Origin of the sequence: Rhodovulum marinum (assembly GCF_004343075.1) — a bacterium.
GTDB classification, from domain to species: Bacteria; Pseudomonadota; Alphaproteobacteria; order Rhodobacterales; family Rhodobacteraceae; genus Rhodovulum; species Rhodovulum marinum.
This window is the reverse complement of record NZ_SLXP01000002.1, coordinates 536,926-560,838: the sequence shown is the minus strand read 5'-3', so window position 1 is coordinate 560,838 and position 23,913 is coordinate 536,926. Positions and strand designations below refer to the sequence as shown.

Genomic DNA, 23,913 nt, shown 5'->3' with positions numbered 1-23,913 from the left:
GGCATCCGCTCCAGTCCCGCTTGCGGGGCTGCACGAGGCGCGGCCGGCTTCTTCCGCTGGCCGCGCCTCGGCGTTCCGGGTCGAACACCCCATGTCGCACGGGCCGCGGCGGGGCAGGGGGGGGCGCTGCCCCCCCCGTCCTTCGGACTTCCCCCCCGGGATATTTCCAGCCAGAAGAAGGGGCGGGGGCTTCTTCTGGCTGGAAATATCCCGGGGGGCTGCGGGGGGCAGCGCCCCCCGCGCGGGTCGGCTTGGCGAAGCCAATGAGCGGCGACAGGAGGTTTTGACACCCTCGGATTTTAGAGCACTTTAAAAACAAAGGGTTAGGGGGTGCCGAGTTGCAGGGGTTTTGACAGTTTCGGGGCTTTTCAGAAGCCGAACGGGGCGTTGCCGCGGCTGGTGGTCAGGAAAAACCCAATGAAATCAGAGGCGGCGCTCCCCACTCGGAAACTAGTCACTTTCCGGTTTCCGATTTGGCGAGAGACTGCTCGATAAGCTTTTGGAAGTCGCTCCGATTTGGTGCATCGCGCTCGTTTGACGCGAACTCCCTCATGCCCTCCATGAAGGCCGCCATGGCGTTCGCGGCTATCTCAGAACGCGAAAGACCAGCGATGCGCTCACCGGTTAGGATTGGGCTCTCGCTCTTCGACTGCTGCGCCCACAACCATGCAAGCAGACTTTCGACGACACGGAAGCACTGAAGGGCATAGTCGCGCTGGCTCAGCGTGGGCGAAAAGCTGTCGGCCGACCTCCCTACGAGCCAGTCGATGGAAACATCCATCCCATTGGCGATTGCGATGAGCGCATCAACACCGGGCCGCTTCGCGCCTTTCACCCGCATGTAGCCTTCCATAGAGCTCTTCGGGATGCCGCACCGCTCGGCCATTTCCCTAATACTCAGCCCGCGCGTGAAGGCCAGATGTGCCAAGCGTCCCACAAGAACATCGGGCTCGTCAGTGTCAGTCATTGACAACTTCCTAAAGGATGCATAATGTCCCCTATAGGAGACGATTTCGTTTGGACTACGTTCCTATGTCAGGTTCTAACATACCAGAGGATGCCGAGAAAGCCCGTTACAGGCGTGTTCGCGCCGCGTTCGTGGCTCAAGGCACGACCTTGAATGCTTGGTGCTCAGAGAACGGGACGCGCATCCAGAACGTGCGGGATGCCTTCTTCGGGAACTGGAAGGGTCCGAAAGCGCGGGCCTTGCTGGATCGTGTAAACGAAGCCGCCGGGACCCGTCGATGAGCCTTTGCATTGCCGACATAACAGGGCTTCCCGGCCGTCCCAAAACCCCGATGGGCGTCCGCAAGATGCTGAAACGGTTGGGCGTCCCTGTTCGCCAAGTTGGTAAGAGGTTCGAATTCGAACTCGCGGACCTTCCCGAGGACGTGCAGAACGAATGGCGTCGGCGGATGTGCGAAGAGCATCATCTCGACCCCGGCGAGCACGATGACGCGGCGCATGTCGCGCTTGAGCGTGCACCGGTTTCGGTGCGCGAGCGGGCGCATGACAATGCCCTGAAGCTGATGTTCGTGGCGAAGATGGAGGCGGTGGGCGCGACCTGGCCGGAGATCGAGAAGGAAGGGAAGGCCAAGTTCGGCCGCTTCCCGTCGCGGAACACGGTCAAGGGCTGGAAGGACAAGACGGACGGGGTGGCGCCGGCGAACTGGGCACCCGCACTGGCCCCTGCCTGGAAGGGCGGGGAGCGCGACGAGCCGACACCGGAAGCCTGGGCCTCCCTGGTCAACCGCATGAACCTGTCGGGCAAGAACGGGACAGGCTTCCCGCTGAAGCACGCCCATAAGCAGGTCGCGAAGGAAGCCGCGGCCAAGGGTTGGACCTGGCCCCCCTATCACACGATCCGGCGGCGCTGGAACGATATGGACCCCATCGCGCGGCTCGTGGCCGAGGTGGGGGAAGAGCGGGCGACCGCGCTCCTGACGCTTCGCCTGCCGCAGACGGCCGAGGGCATGGCCGCAATGGACATGGTGGACGGCGACGGGCGCGAATTCAAGGTGCGAGTGCGTTGGCCGGATGGCACGGTCGGCTGCCCGTGGGTTGTCGCCTTCGCGGATCGCCGCACGCGCAAGACCGTGGGCTGGGCCGTGGGCAAATCGGAGAACTCCGATGTGACCGAGGCGGCGATCCTGCACATGTGCGAGACGCATGGCCGCCCGCAGAAGGTCGGTTTCGACAATGGCAGCGCGTTCAACAGCCAGAGGATCGCGGGCGGGCTGACCCCGGCCTACCGCACGAAACAGACGCGCAAGCCGGACTGGGCCGTGCCCGGTGTGCTGAAGATCATCGGGGCCGAGCTTCGGAACAAGGGCGTCGGCGCGAAGACCAGCAACCTTCAGGAGAACGTCTGGTCGCATCTGCGCCACGTGGACAACGACCCGCGCTTTCACGGGGCGCAGCGGCCGGGGCCGAACGATCCGACCCCACCCAATGGCGAGCCGGTCCCGCTCGAAGTCTTCGAAGCCGTTCTGGCCGAAGCCATCCATGACCTGAACACCGCGACCGACAACCGGGTGAAGGGGCTGTTGAAGGGCGAGAGCCGCGCAGAGGCGTTCGAACGGCTGTTGAAAGGTAATAGAAGGCGTGTTCTGGCCGACTTCCACCGCCGCCGCCTCGCCATGACCTGGAAGCTCAAGACGGTGCGCGAAGATGGCCGGATCGCCTTCGACGGCGGGCTGTTCGGCGACCACACGACGCAGCGCGAGATGCTGCGTCACGTGGGCAAGAAGGTTCTGGTCGGCTTCAACCCCAAGGACTTCGACGCCCCCGCGATGGTGTGCCATTGGGAGGACGAGACCCGGCGCGGGAGCCTCTTCCTCGAAGAGCTGCCGGCCGTCGCGCCCACCCGGCACGGCAGCACCGAAGGCCGCCGCGCCGCCGCCACCGAAAAGCAGCGGGTGCGCCAGCTTGTCCGCAAGTTCCGTGCAGCGCACCCCGAGGCGGACGTGGCCAAGCTGCGCGAAGCGGCGCTGGACGCCATCGGTGCGACCGATGCGATCCGGCGGCCTGAAACCGGGGTTGTCGAGCTTCACACCGATAGCGGCTTCAAGGCCGCTGAGCCCGGCGAGGGCGCCGCCGAGGTGTCTTACCTGACCGAGGAACGATTGAGGAACTTCATTGAGGCCACGGAAAGCCAGTTGGCTTCGAGATGAAGCGGCCGGGCGGTGTAGCCGCACCGTCCCGGCCGAACGCAGCGGGCGAAAGCCCACAACCAGGAGAAACCCATGACAGCAAATGTCCATGTGATCAAGCCCGAGGCGCCGCCGGTGCATCTGGGCTTTGTCGAGACCAGGAGCGCCCAGGCGATGACCCTGGCGCTGCGCCGCGCCCGGGCGAAGGGGAAGATCGTCGCGATTTCCGCGGCCTCCGGCGTCGGCAAGACCGCGACCGTCTTCCATCTCAAGCAGGACGCGCCGGAAACGCTGGTGTTCACGGCGAAATCGGGCGAAGGCGGCGTCTGGAACCTCGCGTGCGGCCTCTGCAATCTGCTGGGCCTCGAACCCCCGAACGGCCGCGACCTGGCCGCCGCGCGGGCCGACATCGCCGACAGGATCGGGCCGGATGGCTTCCTGGTGATCGACGAGGCGCAATACCTGATCAAGCGGAACCCGCGCGGCCCCGATGACCGGGACGCCCTGGAATGGGCGCGCCAATTGGCAGAGGAGGGGTTCTTCGCCCTGGCGCTGGTGGGCGATCTGCGTCTCGACAAGGCGATCAACGAGCTGCCCCAGCTCAAGCGCCGCACCCATCCGCGCGTGACCATCAGCCATGCCAGCGAAGCGGATGTGGACCTGTATTGCCGGGCGCGCGGACTGCACGACGACGACATCATCCGTAAGCTGGCCAATGTCGCGCGGCGCAATGGCGGGCTGGGCGACGTGGAGGACATCTTCGCGACAGCGCGCGACCTGGGCAGGACCGCAGTTCCGACCGTCGAAGACATCCTGGCCGCGCTTGAATACCTCGAGTTCACCACCAGGAGGACGAAGTGATGACCGACACTACCGAAGACCGCGACGTGTTGCTCTGGGTGCCCATGAAGGCATCGCAGGTCGAAGCTGCCCGCCAGGCCGGGCGCGCCCTGGCCGAGTTCCCGTCCATTATTGAAGCCGGGGCCGATCACCTCGCCGAAACGCTCATGCGCGATGACATTCCGCCTGAAGAGGTGGGCAAGCAACTGGGCGAAGGGCTGAACGCCATGAAGGCCAACGCCGCACTCGCGAAGGCGGCGGCGGTGCTCCTGCAACCCCTGGCGATGGCCGGGACGTTCACGGACCAGAACGGACAGCAAGGGGGGCGCGTACAATGACCGACCAACCCGACCGCCGCAAGCTGTCCGTGATGGTTTCGGACGAAGAGCTTCTCGCAATGGGCGAGGGCATCGAACGGACGGAGGCCTTCCTTGCAGACCTTCGGCGCGACATCTCGACCGTGCGTCAATACCTCGAAAGCAAGGGCGGGCTGGATGCCGCGTCCCACGAGGTTCTGACGAAGTTCATCGAACGCGGCGATCTGCACCGCCGCCACATTACCCTGGTCCGGCTGATCCTTTCCCAACTTGCCGACCTCGAGAACCCCACCCAGCACAAGGAAGACGGCCAATGAGCGATGCACACCTGACAGACCATGAATGGAAGCTGAAGATGGCGCGCGAGGGCAAGGCCATCTACGTGCCTGGCAAGACCGACGAACAGGTGAAGGCAGAACTGAAGGCCGAGACCATGACCGACCCGAAAGACACGCCCGTCACTTTCACCGTCACGGAACGGGACCTGGAACACTATTACAGCGCATTCTACGCCTCTCAGAAGGCACTTCACAAAGCCGTTGCGACCCTGGAGCACCTCGCCCAAAGCGACGACGACGCCCTGGGCGCGACGGGCTGGGCGGTGGCCGAGCTTGCCGCAAAGGGACTGGAAGAGATGGCGGAAGCGGCCGACAAACGGTTTCAGGAGTTCGCGACGGCGGTACGCCTGGCCGCCATGCGGTCGCGGGGGGAGATCGAATGACGACGATTTCCCGCAATCAGCGCGTCCTGATGAAGGTGGCGCAGCGCAAGCTGAAGATCCCGGACGCGGCCTATCGCGCGGCCCTGGTGGAGATCGCGGGCGTGACCAGCTCGAACGAGCTTGACCAGGAAGGCTTCGCCGCGATGATGGGCTGGTTCCAGTGGCTCGGCTTCGAGCCGGGCAGCCCGCGCGGCCAGGACTATGGCCAGCGGCCCGGCATGGCGAGCTTCGCGCAGTTGGAACTGATCCGCGCTCTTTGGGCCGAGTTCACCGGGCATGTCTACTCGGGCGACGACGAGCTCGGGAAGTGGCTGCTTCGCACCTTCAAGGTGTCTTCGCTGCGGTTCCTGACCAAGGCCGACGCGCAGAAGGCAATCACCGCCCTGAAGCACATGAAGGCGAGGGCCGCCTGAGCGGCCCTCTGAGGGCCTTCCTCGTTCCGGGGGCATCCACCCCCGGAACACCCAAAGACCCTATTCAAAAACGCCGGAAAACCGTTTAATCGGCGAAGCTGGCACCCCCTCTCCCTTTCCGCGGCCATCACGCCCCCGCCGGGCGACCCACAAGCCCCTGCGGGTGGCCGGGTCCATCCGGCAAAAGCTACCCATTCTCCTGACATCTACGCGAACACCGCCAACGCCTTCAGGAGACCCCGCCGTGATCATCAACAAAAGCAACCTCAGCTCCCTCTACACCGGCTTCAACGCCGCGTTCAAAGGGGCCTTCCAGGCCGCCGAGGTCCACTGGCCCGAGATCGCCATGAAGGTGCCCAGCTCGACGCGCGAAGAGGTGTATGGATGGATGGGCAGCTTCGGCGTGATCCGCGAATGGATCGGGCCGCGCCACGTCAACAGCCTGTCGGCGCACAGCTTCACCATCACCAACCGCGACTTCGAGGCGACGGTCGCCGTGCATCGCAACGATATCCTCGACGACCGCTACGGGGTGTTCAAGCCGGTCTTCGAAGAAATGGGCTACAACGCCCGGCTGCACCCCGAAGAGCTGGTGATGGGCCTGCTCGCGGACGGCTTCACGGCCGAGTGCTATGACGGCCAGCCGTTCTTCGACACCGAGCACCCCGTCACCAAGGCGGACGGCACGACCGAGCTGGTCTCGAACATGGCGGACGGGTCCGGCCCGGCCTGGTATCTGCTCGACACGTCGCGCGCGGTGCGCCCCCTGATCTTCCAGGAGCGCGAGCCCTACACGTTCGAAAGCAAGACCGACCTCAGCGACGACAACGTGTTCATGAACAACGAGTTCCTCTACGGGGTGCGCGCCCGCGCCAACGTGGGCTTCGGCCTGTGGCAGCTCGCCTATGGCTGCAAGGTGGACCTGGATACGGCCGCTTATGCCGCCGCCCGCGCCGCCATGATGAACTTCAAGTCGCCCGAAGGCCGCCGGATCGGCGTGAAGCCCACGACGCTCCTGGTGCCGCCCGAGCTCGAAGAGAAGGCGCTTCAGCTCCTGAACGCGCAGCAGAACGCGTCGGGCGCCTCCAACGTCTGGGCGAACACCGCCAAGCTGATCGTCTCGCCGTTCCTGTCCGCGTGACGGGGCGCGCCGCAGGGGGCTGAACCGTGGTTTTCGTTGTCCAGGGCTTGATGGAATTCGACGCCGACGGCGCTATCAAAAGCGTGCGCGTGGCGAAGACGGAATTCGAGAAGCTCAAGACGGCGGGCGTCAACGTCAGCAAGGGCCTGTATGGCACCGACGAGCTGATGAAGAACCTCGGCCGGAACGCCAGGGTCTCGGCCGGGGCGGTCCAGAACCTCGGGTATCAGTTCAACGATATCGGCGTGATGATGGCTGCGGGCCAGTCGCCGCTGACGCTGGCCATCCAGCAGGGCACCCAGATCAGCCAGGTGCTCGGCCCGATGGGCGCGCAGGGTGCGGTGACAGCCTTGGGCGACGCGTTCAAGGCGATGATCAACCCGGTCAGCCTGGCGACCATCGGCATTGTCGCGGGCACCGCCGCCCTGGGCCAGTGGGCCATGGCGGCCGCCCAAGGCGAGGACGCCACCGAAGACTTTGCCACGTCGGTGGATGACCTCGTGACCGCGATGAACGCGCTTCAGGATATCACGGCGATCTATTCCGGCTCTGGCCTGGTCGACCTCAAGGAGAAGTATGGCGAGGTCACCGACCAGGTTCTCGCCCTGGTCGAAGCCCAACGTCAGTTCGCGGTCACCGACGCGGTGCAATCGGCTGCCGATGCGGCCAGCGCGCTAAAGGAAGAATTCCGCGACGTGTTCCTCGAACTCGGCCGCACCGACTTCGTGGACGAGCGCCGCCTTGCCTGGTTCAAGCGGGAATTCGGCCTTACCATCGGGCAGGCGCAGCAACTGCGCGCCGCCCTGGACGAGGCATCGCAGGCGACCACCTTTGATAGCCAGGCCGCCGCCCTGGCCAAGGTCCGGGGCATCCTCGACGCCACCACGCTCAAGACCGGGGAACTCTACGGCAAGCTCCTAGACGCCGAAAGCGCGATGCGCCAGCTCGCCGCGCAGGCCCCGCAGGCCGGGTGGCTGTCCGCGGTCATCGGCGAGGCCAAGTCGCTCGCCAGCGCGCTCTGGGACGCGGCCAAGGCCCGCGCGGCGGCGACGGCCGAGGCCACCACCGACGCGGCGGGCAATCCGACCCCGTTCGGGCCGGGATCGCGCGCGCGCAGCCGCCCGGAACGCATGGGCTTCGCCGCGTCGGAAGACGCGATCTACGGCCCGGCCGTGCGAACCCGGCAGGGCGGTGCCGCCGCGGCGCGCGAGGAACGTGACGCCGTCGCCGAGCTGATCCTGTCGCTGCAAGGCGAGGTGGACATTCTCCGCGAGGCGGACCCGGTCAAGCAGGAGCTCATCCGGTTGCGCGAACAGATGGTGGACGCGACCGACGCCGAGCGGGCGAAGATCGAAGATCTCATTCGCGCCAAGGAACGCGAGATCAACCTTGGCCAAACCCAGAAGCAAATGTGGCAATCCCTCGGACAGACGGCCCTGACCGCACTGGACGACATGGACGCGGCCATGAACATGCTGCTGCGGTCGCTTCGGGAAGGCGCGTTTCTGGGCAGCGGACCGCTGGGCGGTCTGTTCGGCGGTCAGAACGCAAGCGGCCTGGGTGGCCTCTTCGGAATGATGGTGGGCGGGTTCGGTGGCTTCCGCGCCTCGGGCGGATCGGTGCAGCCCGGCCGCGCCTACATCGTGGGCGAGCGCGGCCCTGAACCCTTCATCCCCTCGGTCCCCGGTACGATCCTGCCGAACAGCGCGCTGCGCCAGCAGGGCAGCGGGGGCACGGCGCAGTTCTCCATCACCGTGAACGTCAACGGCGCGACGGGCGACCGCGAGCTCGAAGAGCGGGCCTATGCGGGCACCTCGCGCGCAATCGAGGCGGCCTTCGCCCAATACGACGCCGAGCGCCTGCCGCTGCGCGTCCGCGAGATCAACGACCAGCCCGAGAGGATCGGATGAAGCGCTGGTGAACAGAGATTGCGCGGGAGGTTCTGGCCCCGCGCATTGGCCGCCGGTTTGTTCAGTTCACGGCGGTCTCGGGTCGGTTGCCTTTCTCAGCGGGTGACCGGCCCATCCCGCCCGCGGCGCCAAACGCGGGCGCGGCGGACCGGCCGGCTCCATCTCGGCGGCCGGTCCGCCTTCCATCCACCCCGCCGCCCGACGAGGTGACAGACGTGACGGACAGCTACCCGAAACCCCCGGCCCATGCCGCGCCCTATGTCGATATCCTCGGCTCGGCGCTGGCGGTGCGCTTTCTTCTGACCTTCGGCGGGGCCGAACTCTACATGGCCGAGCGACCGACCGAACGCTCGCGCGTGGTGCAACTCGTGGGCGTGGACCTGGCCCGCGCCCTTGGCGCGGCGGACCTTCCGCGCCGTGTGCCGCTCGCCAAGCCCTGGCTGGCCGCCTGCCTGGCGTATGAGGGCCAGACCGTCGCCGATATCGCGCGAACGCTCCACATGAGCGACACGGCTGTTCGCAAATGTCTCGCGAACAACCCCTATCGCAGCGCGCCCGCGTCCTGGAGGGACGCATGAGCCGCGCCCTGTCGCAGATCGTGGCCGTGCGCATCGCCCTGGCCGAGGCCCGCAAGCTCCTCGACAACGCCTCGGCCAAGATCGACGGCCTTCAGGGTACCCTTCGAGCGGAGCTTGAAGAGGGTCTTCCAACACCCCTTCGAACGCCCCTCGAAGACTTGCCCGAACCGAATGATCACGTCCGCGACCACCGCCCCGGCCGCCCATCTAGGATCAACACCGACCCCGAACTGCGCGCCTTCATCCTCGCCAGGATCGACCGGATGACCTATCATGCGCTCGCCGCCGAGGTCGCCAAGGCATTCCCGCCCGAGCGGCGTATCGGTCACAGCGGCATTTGCTCCTGGTGGCACCGCCACGGGAAACGCAAGCCCTAAAAACCCATCCGAGATAGCCCGAGGTCTACCGGGCTCTTCCGGTATCAAAACCCCTGTAAACCCCTGTCAGAACCTCGTGTAACTACACAGCCAAGGCGAAACCTGCAAGGCGCCGCGGGGCCAGGGGCAACAGGCGTGTCGCGTCCCCGACAAAGACCCGACAAAGGCGCCATCGCGCGACCCGCCGCGGTCGGCCAAGGTCCTGACATCGCGGGCGATCCGGCGAACCTGTGAGGCTTGGCATGCTTTCTGCTTGCCTTGGGGCAGCAACCCGGAGTGCCCGATGTCCGACGCCTTGAAGCAGACCCGAGAGGACGCCTTCCAGGAACCCGCCTGCGCCACCAACCGCGCCAAGTCCGCCGCGGAGCGCAAGAAGGGCTGCGCCAAGCCGCTGACGCCCGGCGCGGCGGCGGGGGGCTGTGCCTTCGACGGGGCGATGATCACGCTTCAGCCCATCGTCGACGTGGCCCACCTGGTGCATGCGCCGCTCGCCTGCAGCGGCAATTCCTGGGACAACCGCGGCTCGGCCTCCTCGGGGTCGATGCTTTACAAGACCGGCTTCACCACCGACCTGACCGAACTCGACATCGTCATGGGCCATGGCGAGAAGAAGCTGTACCGCGCGATCCGCGAGATCGTGGAGAAGCATGATCCCCCCGCCGTCTTCGTCTATGCCACCTGCGTGACCGCGATGATCGGCGATGACATCGCCGCCGTCTGCAAGGCCGCGACCGAGGCCTTCGGCACCCCCGCGATCCCGGTCGACGTGCCGGGCTATGCCGGGTCCAAGAACCTGGGCTGCAAGCTGGGCGGCGAGATGATGTTCCGCCACGTGATCGGCACGCAGGAGCCCGCGCGCACCACCGCCTATGACATCAACATCATGGGCGATTACAACCTGTCGGGCGAGCTGTGGCAGGTCAAGCCGCTGCTCGACCGGCTGGGCATCCGCATCCTCGGTTCGCTGTCGGCGGACGCCCGTTACCGCCAGGTCGCGCAGATGCACCGCGCGCGCGTGACCATGCTGGTCTGTTCCCACGCGCTTCTGGGCCTGGCCCGGAAGATGGAGGAAAAATACGGCATCCCCTATTTCGAGGGCTCGTTCTACGGCATTTCCGACACCTCCGAGGCGTTGCGCACCATGTGCCGGATGCTGGTCGAGCGCGGCGCCGATGCGGATCTCATCGACCGCTGCGAGGCGCTGATCGCCGAGGAAGAGGCGAGGGTGCGGGCCGAGCTTGAAGCCCTCAAGCCCCGCGTCGCCGGGCGCCGCGTGCTGCTTTACACCGGCGGGCACAAAAGCTGGTCGGTGGTCTCGGCGCTCCAGGAGCTGGGGATGGAGGTTGTCGGGACCAGCGTGCGCAAGGCCACCGAGAACGACAAGGCCCGCGTGGTCGAGATCATGGGCACCGAGGCGCACATGTATGAGAACATGGCCCCGAAAGAGATGTATGCCACGCTGCGCGCCTCGGGGGCGGATGTCCTGATGTCGGGGGCGCGCAGCCAGTTCGTGGCGCTCAAGGCGCGGGTGCCCTGGATCGACGTGAACCAGGAAAAGCACGAACCCTATGCCGGTTACATGGGCATGGTCGACCTGGTGCGCGCCATCGACCGGTCGCTGAACAATCCCGTCTGGGAAGATGTCCGCCGCCCCGCGCCCTGGGACGAATCCCGCGCCTTTGCCGGCGCCCGCCCGCGGATCAAGGATCGCTGCCCGGTCTCGGGCATTTCCAACGACCCCACCGATTTCGAGGACTGATGCCATGGCCCGCCTGACCCGACCGCGCCGCGCGCTGTCCACCAACCCGCTGAAGACCAGCGCGCCGCTGGGCGCCGCGATGGCCTATCTGGGCGTCGAGGGCGCGGTGCCGCTGTTCCACGGCGCGCAGGGCTGCACCGCCTTTGCCATGGTCCACATGGTGCGCCATTTCCGCGAGGCGATCCCGCTGCAGACCACCGCGATGAACGAGGTCAGCACGATCCTGGGCGGGGCCGAGCAGATCGAGGAGGCCATCGCCAACCTGCGGAAAAAGGCCGATCCGCGGTTCATCGGCATCGCGTCCACCGCGCTGACCGAAACCCAGGGCGACGATGTCCGCGGCGAGCTGGCCGAGATCATGGCCCGCCGCCCCGACCTGGCCGACATTCGCGTGGTCTATGCCTCCACCCCTGATTTCGACGGCGCGCTGGAGGATGGCTGGGCCAGGGCGGTGACCGCGATCATCGACGCGCTGGTGCCCGAGATCGACCCGATGTGGCGCGATGCCGACCTGCGCCAGGTCAACCTGTTGCCCGCCGCCCATCTGACCCCCGCCGAGGTCGAGGAAATCACCCGGATGATCCGCGCCTTCGGGCTGAAACCGATCATCCTGCCGGACCTGTCCGCGTCGCTGGACGGGCACCTGGCCGAGGACTGGGCGGGCAAGTCGCTGGGCGGCACGCGGCTGGACGACATCCCCGCCATGGCGAAATCCGCCGTCACCATCGCCATCGGCGAAAGCATGCGCGGGGCGGCGACGCTGCTGGCCGAACGCGGGCACATGCCGGTGCAGGTCTTCCCGTCGCTGACCGGGCTCAAGGCGGTCGATGCCTTCGTGGCCGCGCTGATGCGCATCGCGGGCACCGCCGATGCGCCGCCGGCGATCCGGCGCGACCGCGCGCGGCTGCAGGACGCGATGCTGGACGCGCATTTCCAGACCGGCGGGCTGAAATACGCCATCGCCGCCGATCCCGACCTGGCCTACGGGCTGTCCTCGGCGCTGGCCGGGATGGGCGCCCAGGCGGTCTGCTGCGTGACCACCTCGGCCGCCAATCCGATCGTCGAGGCGATCCCCTGCGAAACCGCGATCCTGGGCGATCTGGGCGACCTGGAGGACGGCGCGCGCGCCGGCGGGGCGCAGCTGCTGATCAGCCATGCCCATGCCCGCCACGCCGCCGCCGCGACCGGCCTGCCGCTGATCCGCGCGGGCTTTCCGATCAACGACCGGCTGGGCGCGCAGGATGCCTGCCGCGTCGGCTATCGCGGCACCCGCGCGTTCCTCTTCGAGGTGGCCAACGCCATGCTGGCCCATCCCCACGCCCCGCGCCCCGAGGATTTCGGCGCCGCCCCCATAGACCCGGAGTTCGAGCATGACCGCCCGCAGACTGCGCCTCATTGAGCCGGAGACCACCATGACCAGCGAAACACCCCTGAAAATCGCCATCGCGACCAATGACATGGAACACCTGGACGCGCATTTCGGCTCGGCCAGAAAATTCGCGATCTACGAGGTGACGACCACCTCGGCCCGGGTGGTCGAGGTGCTGGAATTCGACGATGTCACCGCCCAAAGCGGCCAGCACAACGATATCGACGACCGCATCACCCCCAAGGTCGAGGCGCTGGCGGGCTGTGCGCTGTTGTTCGTGCTGGCCATCGGCGGGCCCTCGGCGGCCAAGGTGGTGCGCGCCGGCATCCACCCGATCAAGCGCAAGGCGCCCGAACCCATCGCCGAGGTGCTGGCCCAGACCCAGACCATGCTCAAGGGCAGCCCGCCGCCCTTCCTGCGCAAGGTGCTGGGCCGCCCGAAAACCGATTTCGCCGCCGATTACGCCGAGGATGTCAGCGAATGAGTGCCGAAACCGAAACCCTGCCGCGCGGCGGCGACATGCCCGCAAGCGAGTTCCTGACCCAGCTGGTCGCGGTGATCCGCGCCGAGGACGGCTATGGCAGCTGGGACGACAAGTCCGATGCCGAGCTGCTGGCCGATTTCATCGTGACCCGCGAAGAGCTGCGCGACATGCCGATCATGTGCGACCCCGACCCCGACCTGTTGTGGCGGGTCGAGAAATTCCATGACGCCGTGGCGCTCTTGCTGGAGAAACGCACCGGGGCCATGGCCTCGCAGATGTCCAAGATCCACCACGAGGGCTTCGGGCGGATCGTGCTGATCTCGGGCCGCCTGGTGGTGCTGTCGAAACATGTGCGCGACATCCACCGCTTCGGCTTCGAAACCTACGCCAAGCTGGCCGAGGCGGGCGAGAAGGCCACCGCCGGCGCGGCCGAGATGGTCGCCCGCTTCCCCGAGGCCGCGGGGGCCTGAGCCGCATGATCCGGATCCGCCCGCTGCCCGCGCCGAAGACACCCGCGCCGCCCTTGTCGCTGAAACCCTCGGCCGGGCGCACCCCGTTCTCTCGCCGGATCCGCTCCGGTGCCGCGAAACCCGACCAAAGGAGCCCGGCATGAGCCTGGAAGAGCTTGAAACCCGCGTGAAGAAACTCTCGATGCGGTCCACCAACGCCAAGATGAACCTGCACGACCTGGCCGAGGAACTGCCCACCGACTGGGAGAAGATCCCCGAGGTGGCGGCCGAGACATTCGAGGTGTTCAAGGAGTTGAGCGCCGCGCGCAAGGAACTGAAAGCGGCGAAGAAAGCCGCCGAGGAGGCCTGAGCCATGCCGATCACCGCCCTGACCCGCGGCGGCACGGAATACGTGCCGGAATTCCTTGTCGCCATCGACATGGAGAAATGCATCGGCTGCGGCCGCTGCTACAAGGTTTGTGCGCGCAACGTGCTGGACCTGAAGGGTGTCACCGACGAGGACGAGATCGTCGACGTGGACGACGAGGAATACGAGGACGAGATCGAGCGCAAGATCATGGTGGTGGCCGATGCCGGCGATTGCATCGGCTGCGGCGCCTGCGCGCGGGTTTGTCCCTCGGCCTGCCAGACGCACGAACCCGCCGAAGCGGCGTGATGTGTTGGGTTTCGCCCCGGCTGTCGCCGGGGCGACCGGCTGGGGGCTCTGCCCCCAGACCCCCGGAGTATTTCACCAAGAAAAAGGGGTGTGTGGCGCGTTCCTGTCGGGTTTGCGACGCGATGCCGGGCGGGGGCGCGGGATTTCACGGGGGCGCGGGCTGGCATGGTTCGTGCTTGGTCTGGGCCGACGCGCCCCGGTGCGTTTCACCGACACCGCCGCCCGCGGGGCGGCCAGCAAAGGACAGAGTCAGATGGCCATCGTGACCTTTACCTCGCCGATGATGCACAAGGACAAGGCGGTTTACGCCGTCGCGGGCGATACCAAGACGATCCTCGCCCTTGCCGACCAGTACAACATCCCGATCCCGTTCGACTGCCGCGACGGCAATTGCGGGTCCTGCCTGATCGAGGTCAGCTATGACGACCCGACGCAGAAGAAGGGGATCATGCTGACCGACAAGGAAAAGAGCAAGCTCAAGGAGTTGGGCAAGATCACCGAGGAAGAGATCGAGAATGCCGAGGTCAACGACATGCCGCCGCGCTACCGGCTGGCCTGCCAGTTCATCGCCCGCGACGAGGACGTGACGGTGGCCTTTTCCGGCGTGCCGGGCGGGGCGGACTAGCCCGCGCAGGCGGGCCTTGGCGCCGGGGCGGGCAGGGGCACGGTCTCGACCGGCCCCGGCAGCCCCGGCCCGGCCGGGTCCAGCCGGGCCGCCATGTCGGGCGTGGCCTGCATCCGGCCTTCGCCGGTGATGACCAGCACCGCGCCCACCCCCATGTCGGCGGCGACCTGCGGCCAGTCCGCGGGTCCCGCGACGGACAGCGCGGTGGCCGCGGCATCGGCGCGCGCCCCGTCCGTGTCCAGCACCGAGACCGACACGATGTCCTGCACCGGATAGCCCGTGCGCGGGTCGAGGATATGGGCAAAGCGCTGGCCGTCATGGTCGAAGTAGCGTTCGTAATTGCCCGAGGTATAGAGCACCTCTCCGGGGGCCAGCGACACCGCCGCGACCGCGCCCCAGACGAACGGGTCGCGGATCGCCACGCGCCAGGGCCGGTCGCCATGGGTGCCGATCACGTTGACATCGCCGCCCGCGTTCAGCACCGCGTTCTCGATGCCCAGCGCGCGCAGGCGCGCCGCCGCCAGGTCCAGCGCCGCGCCCTTGGCGAACCCGCCCAGGTCGAGCTGCACGGCCCGGTTGGCCGAGGTGACGCGCGTGGCGTCGATCTGCAGGTCGGTCATGCGCGGGTGCGCGTCGACCAGCGCGGCGATGGCCGCGGGCGCGGGCGGCGCGCCGCTGGGCGCGGTATCGGCGTGAAAGCCCCACAGCCCGATCAGCGCGCCGATCGCCGGTTCGAACAACCCGCCGCTTTGGCACGACAGCTGCCGCCCGGTCTCCAGCACCTGCGCAAGCCGCGCATCGACGCCCGCGGTCTCGCCCCGCGCGATGGCGGCGTTCAGGTCGCCCAGCGCGCCGGGCCGCCAGGCGTGCCAGTCGTCGTGCAGGCTTTGCAGCAGGCGGCCGATCTCGGCACTGGCGGCGCGGGCCGCGGCGCGGTCTTCGCCGCGGATCTCGATCTCGACCAGGGTGCCGAAGACATACAGCGTTTCGCGGTGGTCGGGCGTGGGGCGCGCGGCCTGCGCCGCGCCCAGCGCCAGCGCCGCGCAGGTCGCCACGATCGCCAGCGCGCGTTTCATGGCCGCGCCCCGGCCGGGATCACCTCTTCGATCCGGAGTGCCGCGGCGATCCGGCCCCGCCGGTCCGCCCGCCACGCGGGCAGCAGCGCCAGCGCCAGCACCGGCGCGCAAAGCGCCGCCACCCACAGGTCGGACAGCCCCAGCGCCGCGAACCCGGCGGCCGCGGCCACCAGGGCGGCGGGCGGCAGCAGATAGGCCAGCCCCGCCGCCCCCAGGAAAGCCCCGCCCTCCATCGCAACGACCACCCGGTCGCCCGGCGCCACGGGCGCGCCGCGCGGCAGGGTGATTTCCAGCGGCCCGGCGTCCAGCATCTCGGCCAGCGCACCCGCCCCGCAGCCCGCGCGCGCCGCGCAGGCCGCGCAGCCCGACAGCCGGTCGCCCGCCAGCCGGACCCGCGCGCCCTCGACGCCCACGACCCGAAGGGTCTGGCGCAGGGCGCGCGCCTCGTGCGGGGCGGTCATGGCTATTCGGCCGGGCTGATGCAGCCGTCTTCCATGCAGGCGTTCAGGCATTGCGGCATATCGTGATCGGGCTCGCACTCGGTGCACTTGTCGGCCTGGATCATGTAGACGCCCTTGTGCGGGATGATCGCCCCGGTGGGGCAGACGGATTCGCAATCGCCGCAGGCGGTGCACATCATGCTGTCGATCATCATGGCCATGGTTCTATCCTTTCTTTCGGGGTTTCAAAGGGTTGCGGGTGCGCGCCGGGGTCAGCCCGGGCGCACCTTGACGGTGCCGGTCAGCACCTGGCACTGGCAGGCCAGCCGGTCGTTGCGGCCCGCCAGGTTGTCCTTCAGCACGCGGGTTTCCAGTGCCGAGGGTTCGGACAGGTTCTCCATCCCCTCGACGACGCGGGTGATGCAGGTGCCGCATTCGCCCTCGCGGCAGCCATAGGTTATCCCCGAGCCCACCTTTTCGGAAATCTCGATGATGCGCGTGCCCTGCGGCACGTTCACCGTCAGCGCGACATCCTCGAAGGTCAGTTTCGCCGTGCCCATGGGGCCTCCTTTCCTTTCAACTCCCAAGCAGCGCGCTCAGGTCGATTTCGCGTTCCATCGGGCGGCCGGCCAGGTGCGCGGCCAGGCGCCGGCCGAAATCGCGGCAGTCTTCCAGTTCGGCGGGCGTGGGGTGCATCTTGATGCGCAGGCCCTGTTCGGGCACCCGCATCTTCAGCCCCTGCATCCGCGCCTCGACCATGGCCACCGCCTCGCCCGTCCAGCCGTAGGATCCGAAGGCCGCGCCCAGTTTCCCCTTGGTCTCGATATCGACCAGGCTGGAGAGCATGTCCCAGACCACGCGCACCGCGTCGCCGTTGATCGTGGGCGTGCCGAAGACCAGGCCGTCGGCCTCTTCGATCAGGTCGATGAAGGGGGTGACGTCGCCGCCCTCGATATCGAACAGCGACACGCGCACATCGTCGCTTTCGGCCGCCCCTTCGTAGATCGCACCGGCCATCTGGGCCGTGGCCCCATAGGCCGAGACATAGAAGACCAGCAGGGTTTTCTGATCACCCGTTTCGCTGGCCAGCCGCTTGGTGATCAGGCGGCGGTAATGGGTGATGTAATCGCGCGGATGGGCGCGCAGGACGGGGCCGTGCCCCGGCGCGATCATGTCGATCTCCAGCGGTTCGATCAGGTCCAGCGCCTCGCCCACATAGCGTTTGAAGGGGCGCATGATGTGGTCGAAATAGTATTCGAACGAGAACCGGAAATCGCCGACCGCATCGTTGAACAGCCGCCCGTCGCAATAGTGACAGCCCAAGAGGTCGCAGGTGAACAGCAGGTTCTGTTCTTCCAGATAGGTGCATTGCGTGTCGGGCCAGTGCACATAGGGCGTGGTCAGGAACCGCAGCGTCCTGTCGCCCAGCGAAACCGTGTCGCCGGTGCGCACGACCCTGACCTTGTAGTCGTCGAACCGGTCCTTCAGCAGCGCGCGCAGCACCTGCACGCCCCGGGGCGAAACGCAGATTTCGACATGCGGCGCGCGCGCCAGGAATTCCGGCACCGCGCCGGTATGGTCGGGCTCCAGGTGGTTCAGCACCAGCGTGGTGATCTCGTCATAGCGGGCGACCTGTTCCAGCCGCGCTAGGAACGCGCCGGTGAACTCCTGCTTGACGGTGTCGATCACGGCGACGCCGTCCGACCCGCGCACCAGGTAGGAATTGTAGGTCGTCCCGTTCGCGGTCTTCAGGATGATGTCGAAACTGCGCAGGTCGGGGTCCAGCGCCCCGATCCAGGTCACGCGCGCGGCGATCTCGGCGGGGCCGTGCGGGGCCTGGGGGGCGATGGGGCCTGTGCGCGTCACCTTCGGGGATCCTTTGACTGCCATATCTCGGTGAAAGGATAAGCAACAAGCGTGCCAAGTCCTGTTTGCCACGCCCGGCGCGGGGGTGCTGTCGCGCCCTGTGTCGGGGCCGTGCGACAAATGTCGGCTTAACGACAACGCGGCGCCCCCGCGGCGCGGCGAACCCGGCCTTTCGCGGGGTTGCCGGGCTTGGCACGGTTCCTGCTTCCGTCAGGACAGCGCCCGCAGGCGGCCCCGACGGCCCCGGGCGGACGCCCGACCAAGGAGCCCAGACATGCCGGAATTCTTCATGATCCTGCTCGGCACGGCGCTGGTGAACAACGTGGTGCTGGTCAAGTTCCTCGGGCTGTGCCCCTTCATGGGCGTGTCGCGCAACACCGATGCGGCGATCGGCATGGGGCTGGCCACGACCTTTGTCCTCACGCTGGCCGCCGCGGCCAGCTGGGTGATCGAAACCGCCGTTCTGGTGCCCCTCGGCCTCGAATTCCTGCGCATCCTGTCCTTCATCCTGGTGATCGCGGCCATCGTGCAGTTCACCGAAACCGTGCTGCGCAAGGTCTCGCCGGGCCTCTACCGCGCGCTGGGCATCTACCTGCCGCTGATCACCACCAATTGCGCGGTGCTGGGTGTCGCGCTGCTGAACATCCAGGAACAGCACGATTTCGCGCAAAGCCTGCTTTACGGCTTCGGCTCGGCGCTGGGCTTTACCCTTGTCCTCGCGATCTTCGCGGGCATGCGGGAAAAGCTGGCGCAGCTTTCCGTTCCGGCCGCCTTCGCGGGCGCGCCCATCGCCTTCATCTCGGCCGGCCTGTTGTCCATGGCGTTCATGGGCTTTGCCGGCCTCGTCCCGAACTGAGCGAAAGGACAGCGACCCCATGCTTTCCGCCGTCGCATCGATGACCGCCATGGGCCTGGGCCTGGGCCTTGCGCTGGGCCTCGCCGCGCGCCGCTTCCATGTCGAGGTGCCCCCCGTCGTGGACGAGATCGACGCGCTGCTGCCGGGCACGAATTGCGGGCAATGCGGCTATCCGGGCTGCCGCGCGGGCGCCGAGGCGCTGGCCGCGGGCGAGGCGCCGGTCACGCTCTGCCCCCCCGGCGGGCGCGATGTGGCGCTCCAGATCGCCGACATCCTGGGCGTCGATCCGGCCGAGGGCGCCGACCTCGACGGGATGGAAGAGGCCCCGCAGATGGTCGCCTTCATCTTCGAGGATCACTGCACCGGCTGCACCAAGTGTTTCAAGCGCTGCCCGACCGACGCCATCGTCGGCGCCAACCGGCAGATCCACACCGTCATCACCGATGCCTGCATCGGCTGCGATGCCTGCATCGAGGTCTGCCCGACCGAGGCGATCATCCATCGCCCCAAACCCCGCACCCTGCGCAACTGGTACTGGGACAAGCCCGACCCCGAAACGGGCCATGCCGACACGAGGCTATCCGCATGAGCATCCTTCCCTTCGCCGGCCGCTTCGACCCGGCCCGCCTGTTCGCCTTCAAGGGCGGCGTGCACCCCGAGACGCGCAAGTTCCTGTCCGCCGAGTGCGAGATCGAGGACATGCCGATCCCCGCCCTGATCCGGGTGCCCCTGCAACAGCATATCGGCGTCGAGGCCGAGGCCATCGTCGAACGCGGCGACACCGTTCTGAAAGGCCAGCTGATCGGCAAGGCGCGCGGCCCCGTGTCGGCCAATATCCACGCGCCGACCTCGGGCCAGGTGATCGCGGTGGGCCATTTCACCGCGCCGCACCCCTCGGGCCTGCCGGTGCCCACGATCACCATCCGCCCCGATGGCCGCGACGAATGGGGCCCCCGCCTGCCGCGCCTGCACCCCGAAAGCGCCGCGCCCGAACAGATCGCCGCCCAGGTCGCCGAGGCCGGCATCGTCGGCATGGGGGGCGCCACCTTCCCCGCCTCGGTCAAGCTGAACCTGCGCGCGAAATACGACCTGCACACGCTGGTCATCAACGCCGCCGAATGCGAACCCTACCTCACCTGCGACGACCGGCTGATGCGCGAGCGCGCCGAGGAAATCGCCGACGGCGCCGGGATCATGGCGCGTGCGCTGGGCGTCAAGGACATCATCGTCGCCATCGAGGCGAACAAGCCCCAGGCGATCCAGGCCATGCAGCGCCACAAGATCGCGCTGGGCTACAAGATGCGGATCAAGACCGTGCCCACGCAATACCCGATGGGTTCGGAAAAGCACCTGGTCAAGACGCTGACGGGCCGCGAAACCCCCGCCCGCGCCCTGACCGCGGAACTGGGCATCGTGGTGCATAACGCCGCCACCGCGCACGCGGTGCACCTGGCGGTGCGCTACGGCGAACCCTCGATTTCCCGCGTGGTCACGGTCTCGGGGCGCGGCGTCGCCCGGCCCGCCAACGTGCGCGCGCTGATCGGCACGCCGGTCGCCGACCTGATCGCCCATTGCGGCGGGCTGGTCGAGGAACCCGACCGCCTGCTGATGGGCGGGCCGATGATGGGCCAGCCGATCCGCAACCCCCGCGTGCCCATCGTCAAGGGCTCGGGCGGCATCCTCGCCCTGACGGCCGAGGAAACCCGCGAAAAGGACGTCATGCCCTGCATCCGCTGCGGGCTGTGCGTGCAGGTCTGCCCGATGGGCCTCACGCCCTTCGAGTTGAACACCCGGGTCGAGGCGGGCGACCTGGACGGCGCGGCCAAGGTGGGCCTTCTGGACTGCATCAATTGCGGCTGCTGTTCCTTCACCTGCCCGTCGAACCGCCCGCTGGTGCAGACCATCCAGTATGCCAAGGGCAAGCTCGCCGAACGCGACAGCCGCAAGCACCAGCAGGACCAGGCCAAGCGCCTGGCCGAGGCCCGCACCGCCCGGCTGGAGGCCATCGCCGAGGCCAAGCGCGCCGCGATGGCCAAGCGCAAGGCCGAGATGGCCGCCAAGAAAAAGCGCGAGGCCGAGGCCGCGCAGGTGGTGGCCGAGGCGGTCGAGGCGACATCGCGCAAGGAGGCCGCGAAATGACCGCGATACCGACCCTCGTCAGCGGCCCGCACACCCATTCGCGCTTCAACGTCTCGCGCACGATGATGGCGGTGATGATGTGCCTGTCGCCCGCCACGGGCTTCGGCCTGCTGCATTTCGGCTGGCCCGCGGTGTTCCTGTTCCTCGTCACCATCGCCGCCGCGCTTGTGTTCGAGGTGCTGTGCCTCGCGCTGGCGGGCAAGCCGATCCTGCGGTTCGCCACCGACGGTTCGGCGGTGCTGACCGGCTGGATCGTGGCGCTGACCCTGCCGCCCTGGGCGCCCTGGTGGGTGGGCGTCACCGGCGCGGGCATCGCCATCGTGATCGGCAAGCATGTCTTCGGCGGGCTGGGCCAGAACCTGTTCAACCCCGCCATGGTGGCCCGCGCCATGCTCTTGGTGGCGCTGCCCGTGCAGATGACCACCTGGGTCACGCCCATCATCGGCGGCCCCGTCGGCACCGATTTCCGCCAGGCGCTGGCCATCACCTTCGGCGGCGAAACCGGCATCGACGCGGTCAGCAGCGCCTCCACCCTCAGCCATGTCAAAAGCCAGCTGGACGCCGGCCAGCCGATGCAGGCGATCCTCGCCGACATGGGCAGCCTGCATGACCAGTTCTTCGGCTTCGTTCCCGGCAGCCTGGGCGAGATCAGCGCCTTCCTCCTCCTGCTCGGCGGTGTCGGGCTGATCCTTCTGCGGGTCATCACCGTGGTCATCCCGCTCAGCGTGCTGGGCTCGGTCGCGGTGCTGTCGGGCGCCGCGTGGCTGATCGCGCCTGACCAGTTCCCGCCGCCGCAATTCCACCTTGTGTCGGGCTCGCTGATGTTCTGCGCCTTCTTCATCGCCACCGATTACGTCACCTCGCCGGTCACGGGGCTGGGCAAGATGATCTACGGCATCGGCATCGGGTCGCTGATCTTCGTCATCCGCAGCTGGGGCGCCTTCCCCGAGGGCGTGGCCTTCGCGGTGCTGCTGATGAACGCCTGCACGCCGCTGATCGACGACTACGTCCGCCCGCGCATCTTCGGCCGCACCCGCGCGGGCAAGCCGATCGAGTTGAGGGAAACGCCATGACCGATACGCCCGCCCCCCGCGCCGCCGGTCTGCGCAACTCGCCGCTCTGGCACGGGCTTCTCCTGGGCCTGTTCGCGCTGGTCACCGCGCTGATCCTGTCCGCGTCGAATGACCTGACGCGCGGCCCCATCGCCGACCGCGCGGCCGAGGACCTCTTGGCCTCTCTCGCCCAGGTGATCCCCGCTGACCTGCATGACAACGACCTTGTCGCCGGCATGCGCAGCGTGACCGACACCGAAGAGGGCACCGTGCCCGTCTATGTCGCCACGGAAAACGGCGCGGTGACGGGCGTGGCCTTCGTGCTGACGGGTTACGGCTATTCCGGCGCGATCCGCGTGCTGATGGGCATCGCCCCCGATGGGCGGCTGTTGGGCGTGCGGGTGCTGTCGCACACCGAAACCCCCGGCCTCGGCGACAAGATCGAGATCGCCAAGGACGACTGGGTCACCGATTTCACCGGCCGTTCGCTGACCGACCCCACCCCCGACGGCTGGAAGGTCAAGAAAGACGGCGGCGTGTTCGACCAGTTCTCGGGCGCCTCGATCACGCCGCGCGCCGTGGTCGGCACCGTGCATCGCGGCCTGTCGCTGTTCGGCCGCCACCGCGCCGCCCTGATCCCCCCGACGGAGGCCCAGTGATGTCCACCAATTACGCCACGATCGCCCGCAACGGCATCTGGGACAACAACGTGGTCTTCGGCCAGTTGCTGGCGCTCTGCCCGCTGCTGGCGGTCACCGGCACCGCGACCAACGGGCTGGGCATGGGGCTGGCCTCCACCGCTGTGATGGTGGGGTCGGGCCTGGCCGTGTCGCTCTTGCGCAAGGTCATCACGCCCGAAATCCGCATCCCAGCCTTCGTCCTGCTGATCGCGACGCTGGTGACCGTCGTCGACCTGGCGATGAACGCCTGGCTGCACGACCTGCACAAGATGCTGGGCCTGTTCATCCCGCTGATCGTCACCAACTGCGCCATCCTCGGCCGGGCCGAGGCCTTCGCCTCGCGCCAGTCGCCGCTGGCCTCGGCCTTCGACGGGCTGATGATGGGCATCGGCTTCACGCTGGCGCTGGTGCTCCTCGGCGCGGTGCGCGAAATCCTCGGCTCGGGCACGCTGTTCGCCAATGCCTCGCTGCTCCTGGGGCCGCGCTTCGGCTTCCTCGAACTGACGGTGTTCCCCGACTACCAGGGCTTCCTGCTGATGATCCTGCCCCCCGGCGGCTTCATCGTGCTGGGCTTCCTCCTCGCGCTCAAGGCGCTGGTCGACAGCCGCAGCCGCGCGGGCACCGCCACGCCCGCCAACCCGCAAGTCGAAAAGGTATTCACCGCCGCGGGCGTGCTGTCCCGCGACCGCCAGCCCGGAGAATGACCATGATCGTCAGCGCCACCTTCGCCAAGGCCACCACCCAGGTGTGGAAGAATCTCGACGTCCCCGAAGGCGCCACCGTGCGCGACGTGATCGAGGCGTCGGGCCTTCTGGACCAGTTCCCCGAAATCGACCTGAACGAGAACAAGGTCGGCATCTTCGGCGCGCTCGCGAAACTCGACAAGCCGGTGAAAGAGGGCGACCGGGTCGAGATCTATCGCCCCATCCACCCCGATGCCGAGCTTCTGGAAAAGCGCTAGGCCCCCACGCGCCCCGCGCAAGGAGACAGACC

General features: G+C 67.7%; 29 protein-coding genes and 1 pseudogene. 24 read left to right on the top strand and 6 right to left on the bottom strand.

The window, feature by feature from the left end; translation table 11 throughout:
• Positions 1-454 precede the first annotated feature (454 nt).
• The gene (locus tag EV662_RS05870; protein WP_132461199.1) at positions 455-967 is read right to left on the bottom strand and encodes a helix-turn-helix domain-containing protein; all 513 of its coding nucleotides are present in this window, start codon (positions 965-967) and stop codon (positions 455-457) included.
• Between the two features lie 448 nt (positions 968-1,415).
• Here EV662_RS05870 and EV662_RS05865 point away from each other — a divergent pair, with 448 nt between their 5' ends.
• The 17 genes from EV662_RS05865 (at position 1,416) to EV662_RS05785 (ending at position 14,811) form a co-directional block, all read left to right on the top strand.
• Positions 1,416-3,173 (top strand): transposase domain-containing protein, encoded by a 1,758-nt coding sequence (locus tag EV662_RS05865; RefSeq protein ID WP_165915532.1) that lies wholly within the window; start codon positions 1,416-1,418, stop codon positions 3,171-3,173.
• A gap of 90 nt (positions 3,174-3,263) precedes the next feature.
• On the top strand, positions 3,264-4,013 hold the full coding sequence (locus tag EV662_RS05860; RefSeq protein ID WP_165915531.1) for an AAA family ATPase: 750 nt from the start codon (positions 3,264-3,266) through the stop codon (positions 4,011-4,013).
• Positions 4,013-4,330: a hypothetical protein gene (locus EV662_RS05855; protein ID WP_132461196.1), complete on the top strand. Its 318-nt coding sequence runs from the start codon at positions 4,013-4,015 to the stop codon at positions 4,328-4,330. Before EV662_RS05860 ends, EV662_RS05855 begins: the two co-directional genes overlap by 1 nt.
• A complete protein-coding gene (locus EV662_RS05850) occupies positions 4,327-4,626 on the top strand; it encodes a hypothetical protein (RefSeq protein WP_132461195.1) in 300 nt (99 codons plus the stop codon). The genes EV662_RS05855 and EV662_RS05850 overlap by 4 nt, the downstream gene beginning before the upstream one ends.
• A complete protein-coding gene (locus EV662_RS05845; RefSeq protein ID WP_132461194.1) occupies positions 4,623-5,030 on the top strand; it encodes a hypothetical protein in 408 nt (135 codons plus the stop codon). The genes EV662_RS05850 and EV662_RS05845 overlap by 4 nt, the downstream gene beginning before the upstream one ends.
• Positions 5,027-5,443, top strand: a complete 417-nt coding sequence (locus tag EV662_RS05840) for a regulatory protein GemA (protein WP_132461193.1) — start codon at positions 5,027-5,029, stop codon at positions 5,441-5,443. The genes EV662_RS05845 and EV662_RS05840 overlap by 4 nt, the downstream gene beginning before the upstream one ends.
• Positions 5,444-5,687: 244 nt before the next feature.
• Entirely contained in the window at positions 5,688-6,584 is an 897-nt protein-coding gene (locus tag EV662_RS05835; RefSeq protein ID WP_132461192.1) for a Mu-like prophage major head subunit gpT family protein, read from the top strand.
• A gap of 50 nt (positions 6,585-6,634) precedes the next feature.
• A complete protein-coding gene (locus EV662_RS05830; RefSeq protein ID WP_132461191.1) occupies positions 6,635-8,494 on the top strand; it encodes a phage tail length tape measure family protein in 1,860 nt (619 codons plus the stop codon).
• A 215-nt stretch (positions 8,495-8,709) separates the two neighbouring features.
• Positions 8,710-9,072 (top strand): helix-turn-helix domain-containing protein, encoded by a 363-nt coding sequence (locus tag EV662_RS05825; RefSeq protein ID WP_132461190.1) that lies wholly within the window; start codon positions 8,710-8,712, stop codon positions 9,070-9,072.
• Positions 9,069-9,449, top strand: a complete 381-nt coding sequence (locus EV662_RS05820) for a hypothetical protein (RefSeq protein ID WP_132461189.1) — start codon at positions 9,069-9,071, stop codon at positions 9,447-9,449. The genes EV662_RS05825 and EV662_RS05820 overlap by 4 nt, the downstream gene beginning before the upstream one ends.
• 283 nt (positions 9,450-9,732) lie before the next feature.
• A complete protein-coding gene (gene nifE, locus EV662_RS05815) occupies positions 9,733-11,208 on the top strand; it encodes a nitrogenase iron-molybdenum cofactor biosynthesis protein NifE (RefSeq protein ID WP_132461188.1) in 1,476 nt (491 codons plus the stop codon).
• A 4-nt stretch (positions 11,209-11,212) separates the two neighbouring features.
• Positions 11,213-12,607 carry a nitrogenase iron-molybdenum cofactor biosynthesis protein NifN gene (gene nifN / locus EV662_RS05810; protein WP_132461187.1) on the top strand — a complete coding sequence of 465 codons (1,395 nt, stop codon included), beginning with the start codon at positions 11,213-11,215 and terminating at the stop codon, positions 12,605-12,607.
• Complete coding sequence (nifX, locus tag EV662_RS05805; RefSeq protein WP_132461186.1) at positions 12,579-13,061, top strand: nitrogen fixation protein NifX; 483 nt, start codon at positions 12,579-12,581, stop codon at positions 13,059-13,061. Before nifN ends, nifX begins: the two co-directional genes overlap by 29 nt.
• Entirely contained in the window at positions 13,058-13,531 is a 474-nt protein-coding gene (locus EV662_RS05800) for a NifX-associated nitrogen fixation protein (RefSeq protein ID WP_132461185.1), read from the top strand. Before nifX ends, EV662_RS05800 begins: the two co-directional genes overlap by 4 nt.
• Positions 13,532-13,670: 139 nt before the next feature.
• A complete protein-coding gene (locus EV662_RS05795) occupies positions 13,671-13,880 on the top strand; it encodes a CCE_0567 family metalloprotein (protein ID WP_132461184.1) in 210 nt (69 codons plus the stop codon).
• Positions 13,881-13,883: 3 nt separating this feature from the next.
• A complete protein-coding gene (gene fdxB / locus EV662_RS05790) occupies positions 13,884-14,186 on the top strand; it encodes a ferredoxin III, nif-specific (protein WP_132461183.1) in 303 nt (100 codons plus the stop codon).
• Between the two features lie 253 nt (positions 14,187-14,439).
• Complete coding sequence (locus tag EV662_RS05785; RefSeq protein WP_132461182.1) at positions 14,440-14,811, top strand: 2Fe-2S iron-sulfur cluster-binding protein; 372 nt, start codon at positions 14,440-14,442, stop codon at positions 14,809-14,811.
• Here the strand turns inward: EV662_RS05785 and EV662_RS05780 are convergent.
• The 5 genes and pseudogenes from EV662_RS05780 to EV662_RS05760 form a co-directional block, all read right to left on the bottom strand.
• Positions 14,808-15,887, bottom strand: a complete 1,080-nt coding sequence (locus EV662_RS05780) for an FAD:protein FMN transferase (RefSeq protein WP_132461181.1) — start codon at positions 15,885-15,887, stop codon at positions 14,808-14,810. The two genes, EV662_RS05785 and EV662_RS05780, sit on opposite strands and share 4 nt — an antisense overlap.
• Complete coding sequence (locus EV662_RS05775) at positions 15,884-16,348, bottom strand: SoxR reducing system RseC family protein (protein ID WP_132461180.1); 465 nt, start codon at positions 16,346-16,348, stop codon at positions 15,884-15,886. The genes EV662_RS05780 and EV662_RS05775 overlap by 4 nt, the downstream gene beginning before the upstream one ends.
• Before the next feature lie 2 nt (positions 16,349-16,350).
• A pseudogene (locus tag EV662_RS05770) lies at positions 16,351-16,551 on the bottom strand (4Fe-4S binding protein); the annotation flags it as partial.
• 48 nt (positions 16,552-16,599) lie between these two features.
• Positions 16,600-16,887, bottom strand: coding sequence for a 2Fe-2S iron-sulfur cluster-binding protein (locus EV662_RS05765; protein ID WP_132461178.1), 288 nt, complete (start codon positions 16,885-16,887; stop codon positions 16,600-16,602).
• Positions 16,888-16,903: 16 nt separating this feature from the next.
• Complete coding sequence (locus tag EV662_RS05760) at positions 16,904-18,193, bottom strand: FprA family A-type flavoprotein (protein WP_243695775.1); 1,290 nt, start codon at positions 18,191-18,193, stop codon at positions 16,904-16,906.
• A gap of 274 nt (positions 18,194-18,467) precedes the next feature.
• Between EV662_RS05760 and rsxA the strand changes: the two genes are divergently transcribed.
• Genes rsxA through EV662_RS05725 form a run of 7 tightly spaced genes read left to right on the top strand, consistent with a single transcriptional unit; the run spans position 18,468 to position 23,881 of the window.
• A complete protein-coding gene (gene rsxA / locus EV662_RS05755; protein ID WP_132461176.1) occupies positions 18,468-19,049 on the top strand; it encodes an electron transport complex subunit RsxA in 582 nt (193 codons plus the stop codon).
• A gap of 19 nt (positions 19,050-19,068) precedes the next feature.
• Positions 19,069-19,638 carry an electron transport complex subunit RsxB gene (rsxB, locus tag EV662_RS05750; protein WP_132461175.1) on the top strand — a complete coding sequence of 190 codons (570 nt, stop codon included), beginning with the start codon at positions 19,069-19,071 and terminating at the stop codon, positions 19,636-19,638.
• Positions 19,635-21,188 (top strand): electron transport complex subunit RsxC, encoded by a 1,554-nt coding sequence (gene rsxC, locus EV662_RS05745; RefSeq protein ID WP_132461174.1) that lies wholly within the window; start codon positions 19,635-19,637, stop codon positions 21,186-21,188. Before rsxB ends, rsxC begins: the two co-directional genes overlap by 4 nt.
• Positions 21,185-22,261: an RnfABCDGE type electron transport complex subunit D gene (locus tag EV662_RS05740; RefSeq protein WP_132461173.1), complete on the top strand. Its 1,077-nt coding sequence runs from the start codon at positions 21,185-21,187 to the stop codon at positions 22,259-22,261. Before rsxC ends, EV662_RS05740 begins: the two co-directional genes overlap by 4 nt.
• Positions 22,258-22,899 carry an electron transport complex subunit RsxG gene (rsxG, locus tag EV662_RS05735; RefSeq protein ID WP_132461172.1) on the top strand — a complete coding sequence of 214 codons (642 nt, stop codon included), beginning with the start codon at positions 22,258-22,260 and terminating at the stop codon, positions 22,897-22,899. Before EV662_RS05740 ends, rsxG begins: the two co-directional genes overlap by 4 nt.
• A complete protein-coding gene (locus tag EV662_RS05730; RefSeq protein WP_132461171.1) occupies positions 22,899-23,624 on the top strand; it encodes an electron transport complex subunit E in 726 nt (241 codons plus the stop codon). The genes rsxG and EV662_RS05730 overlap by 1 nt, the downstream gene beginning before the upstream one ends.
• Before the next feature lie 2 nt (positions 23,625-23,626).
• A complete protein-coding gene (locus tag EV662_RS05725; protein WP_132461170.1) occupies positions 23,627-23,881 on the top strand; it encodes an RnfH family protein in 255 nt (84 codons plus the stop codon).
• Positions 23,882-23,913: the final 32 nt, after the last annotated feature.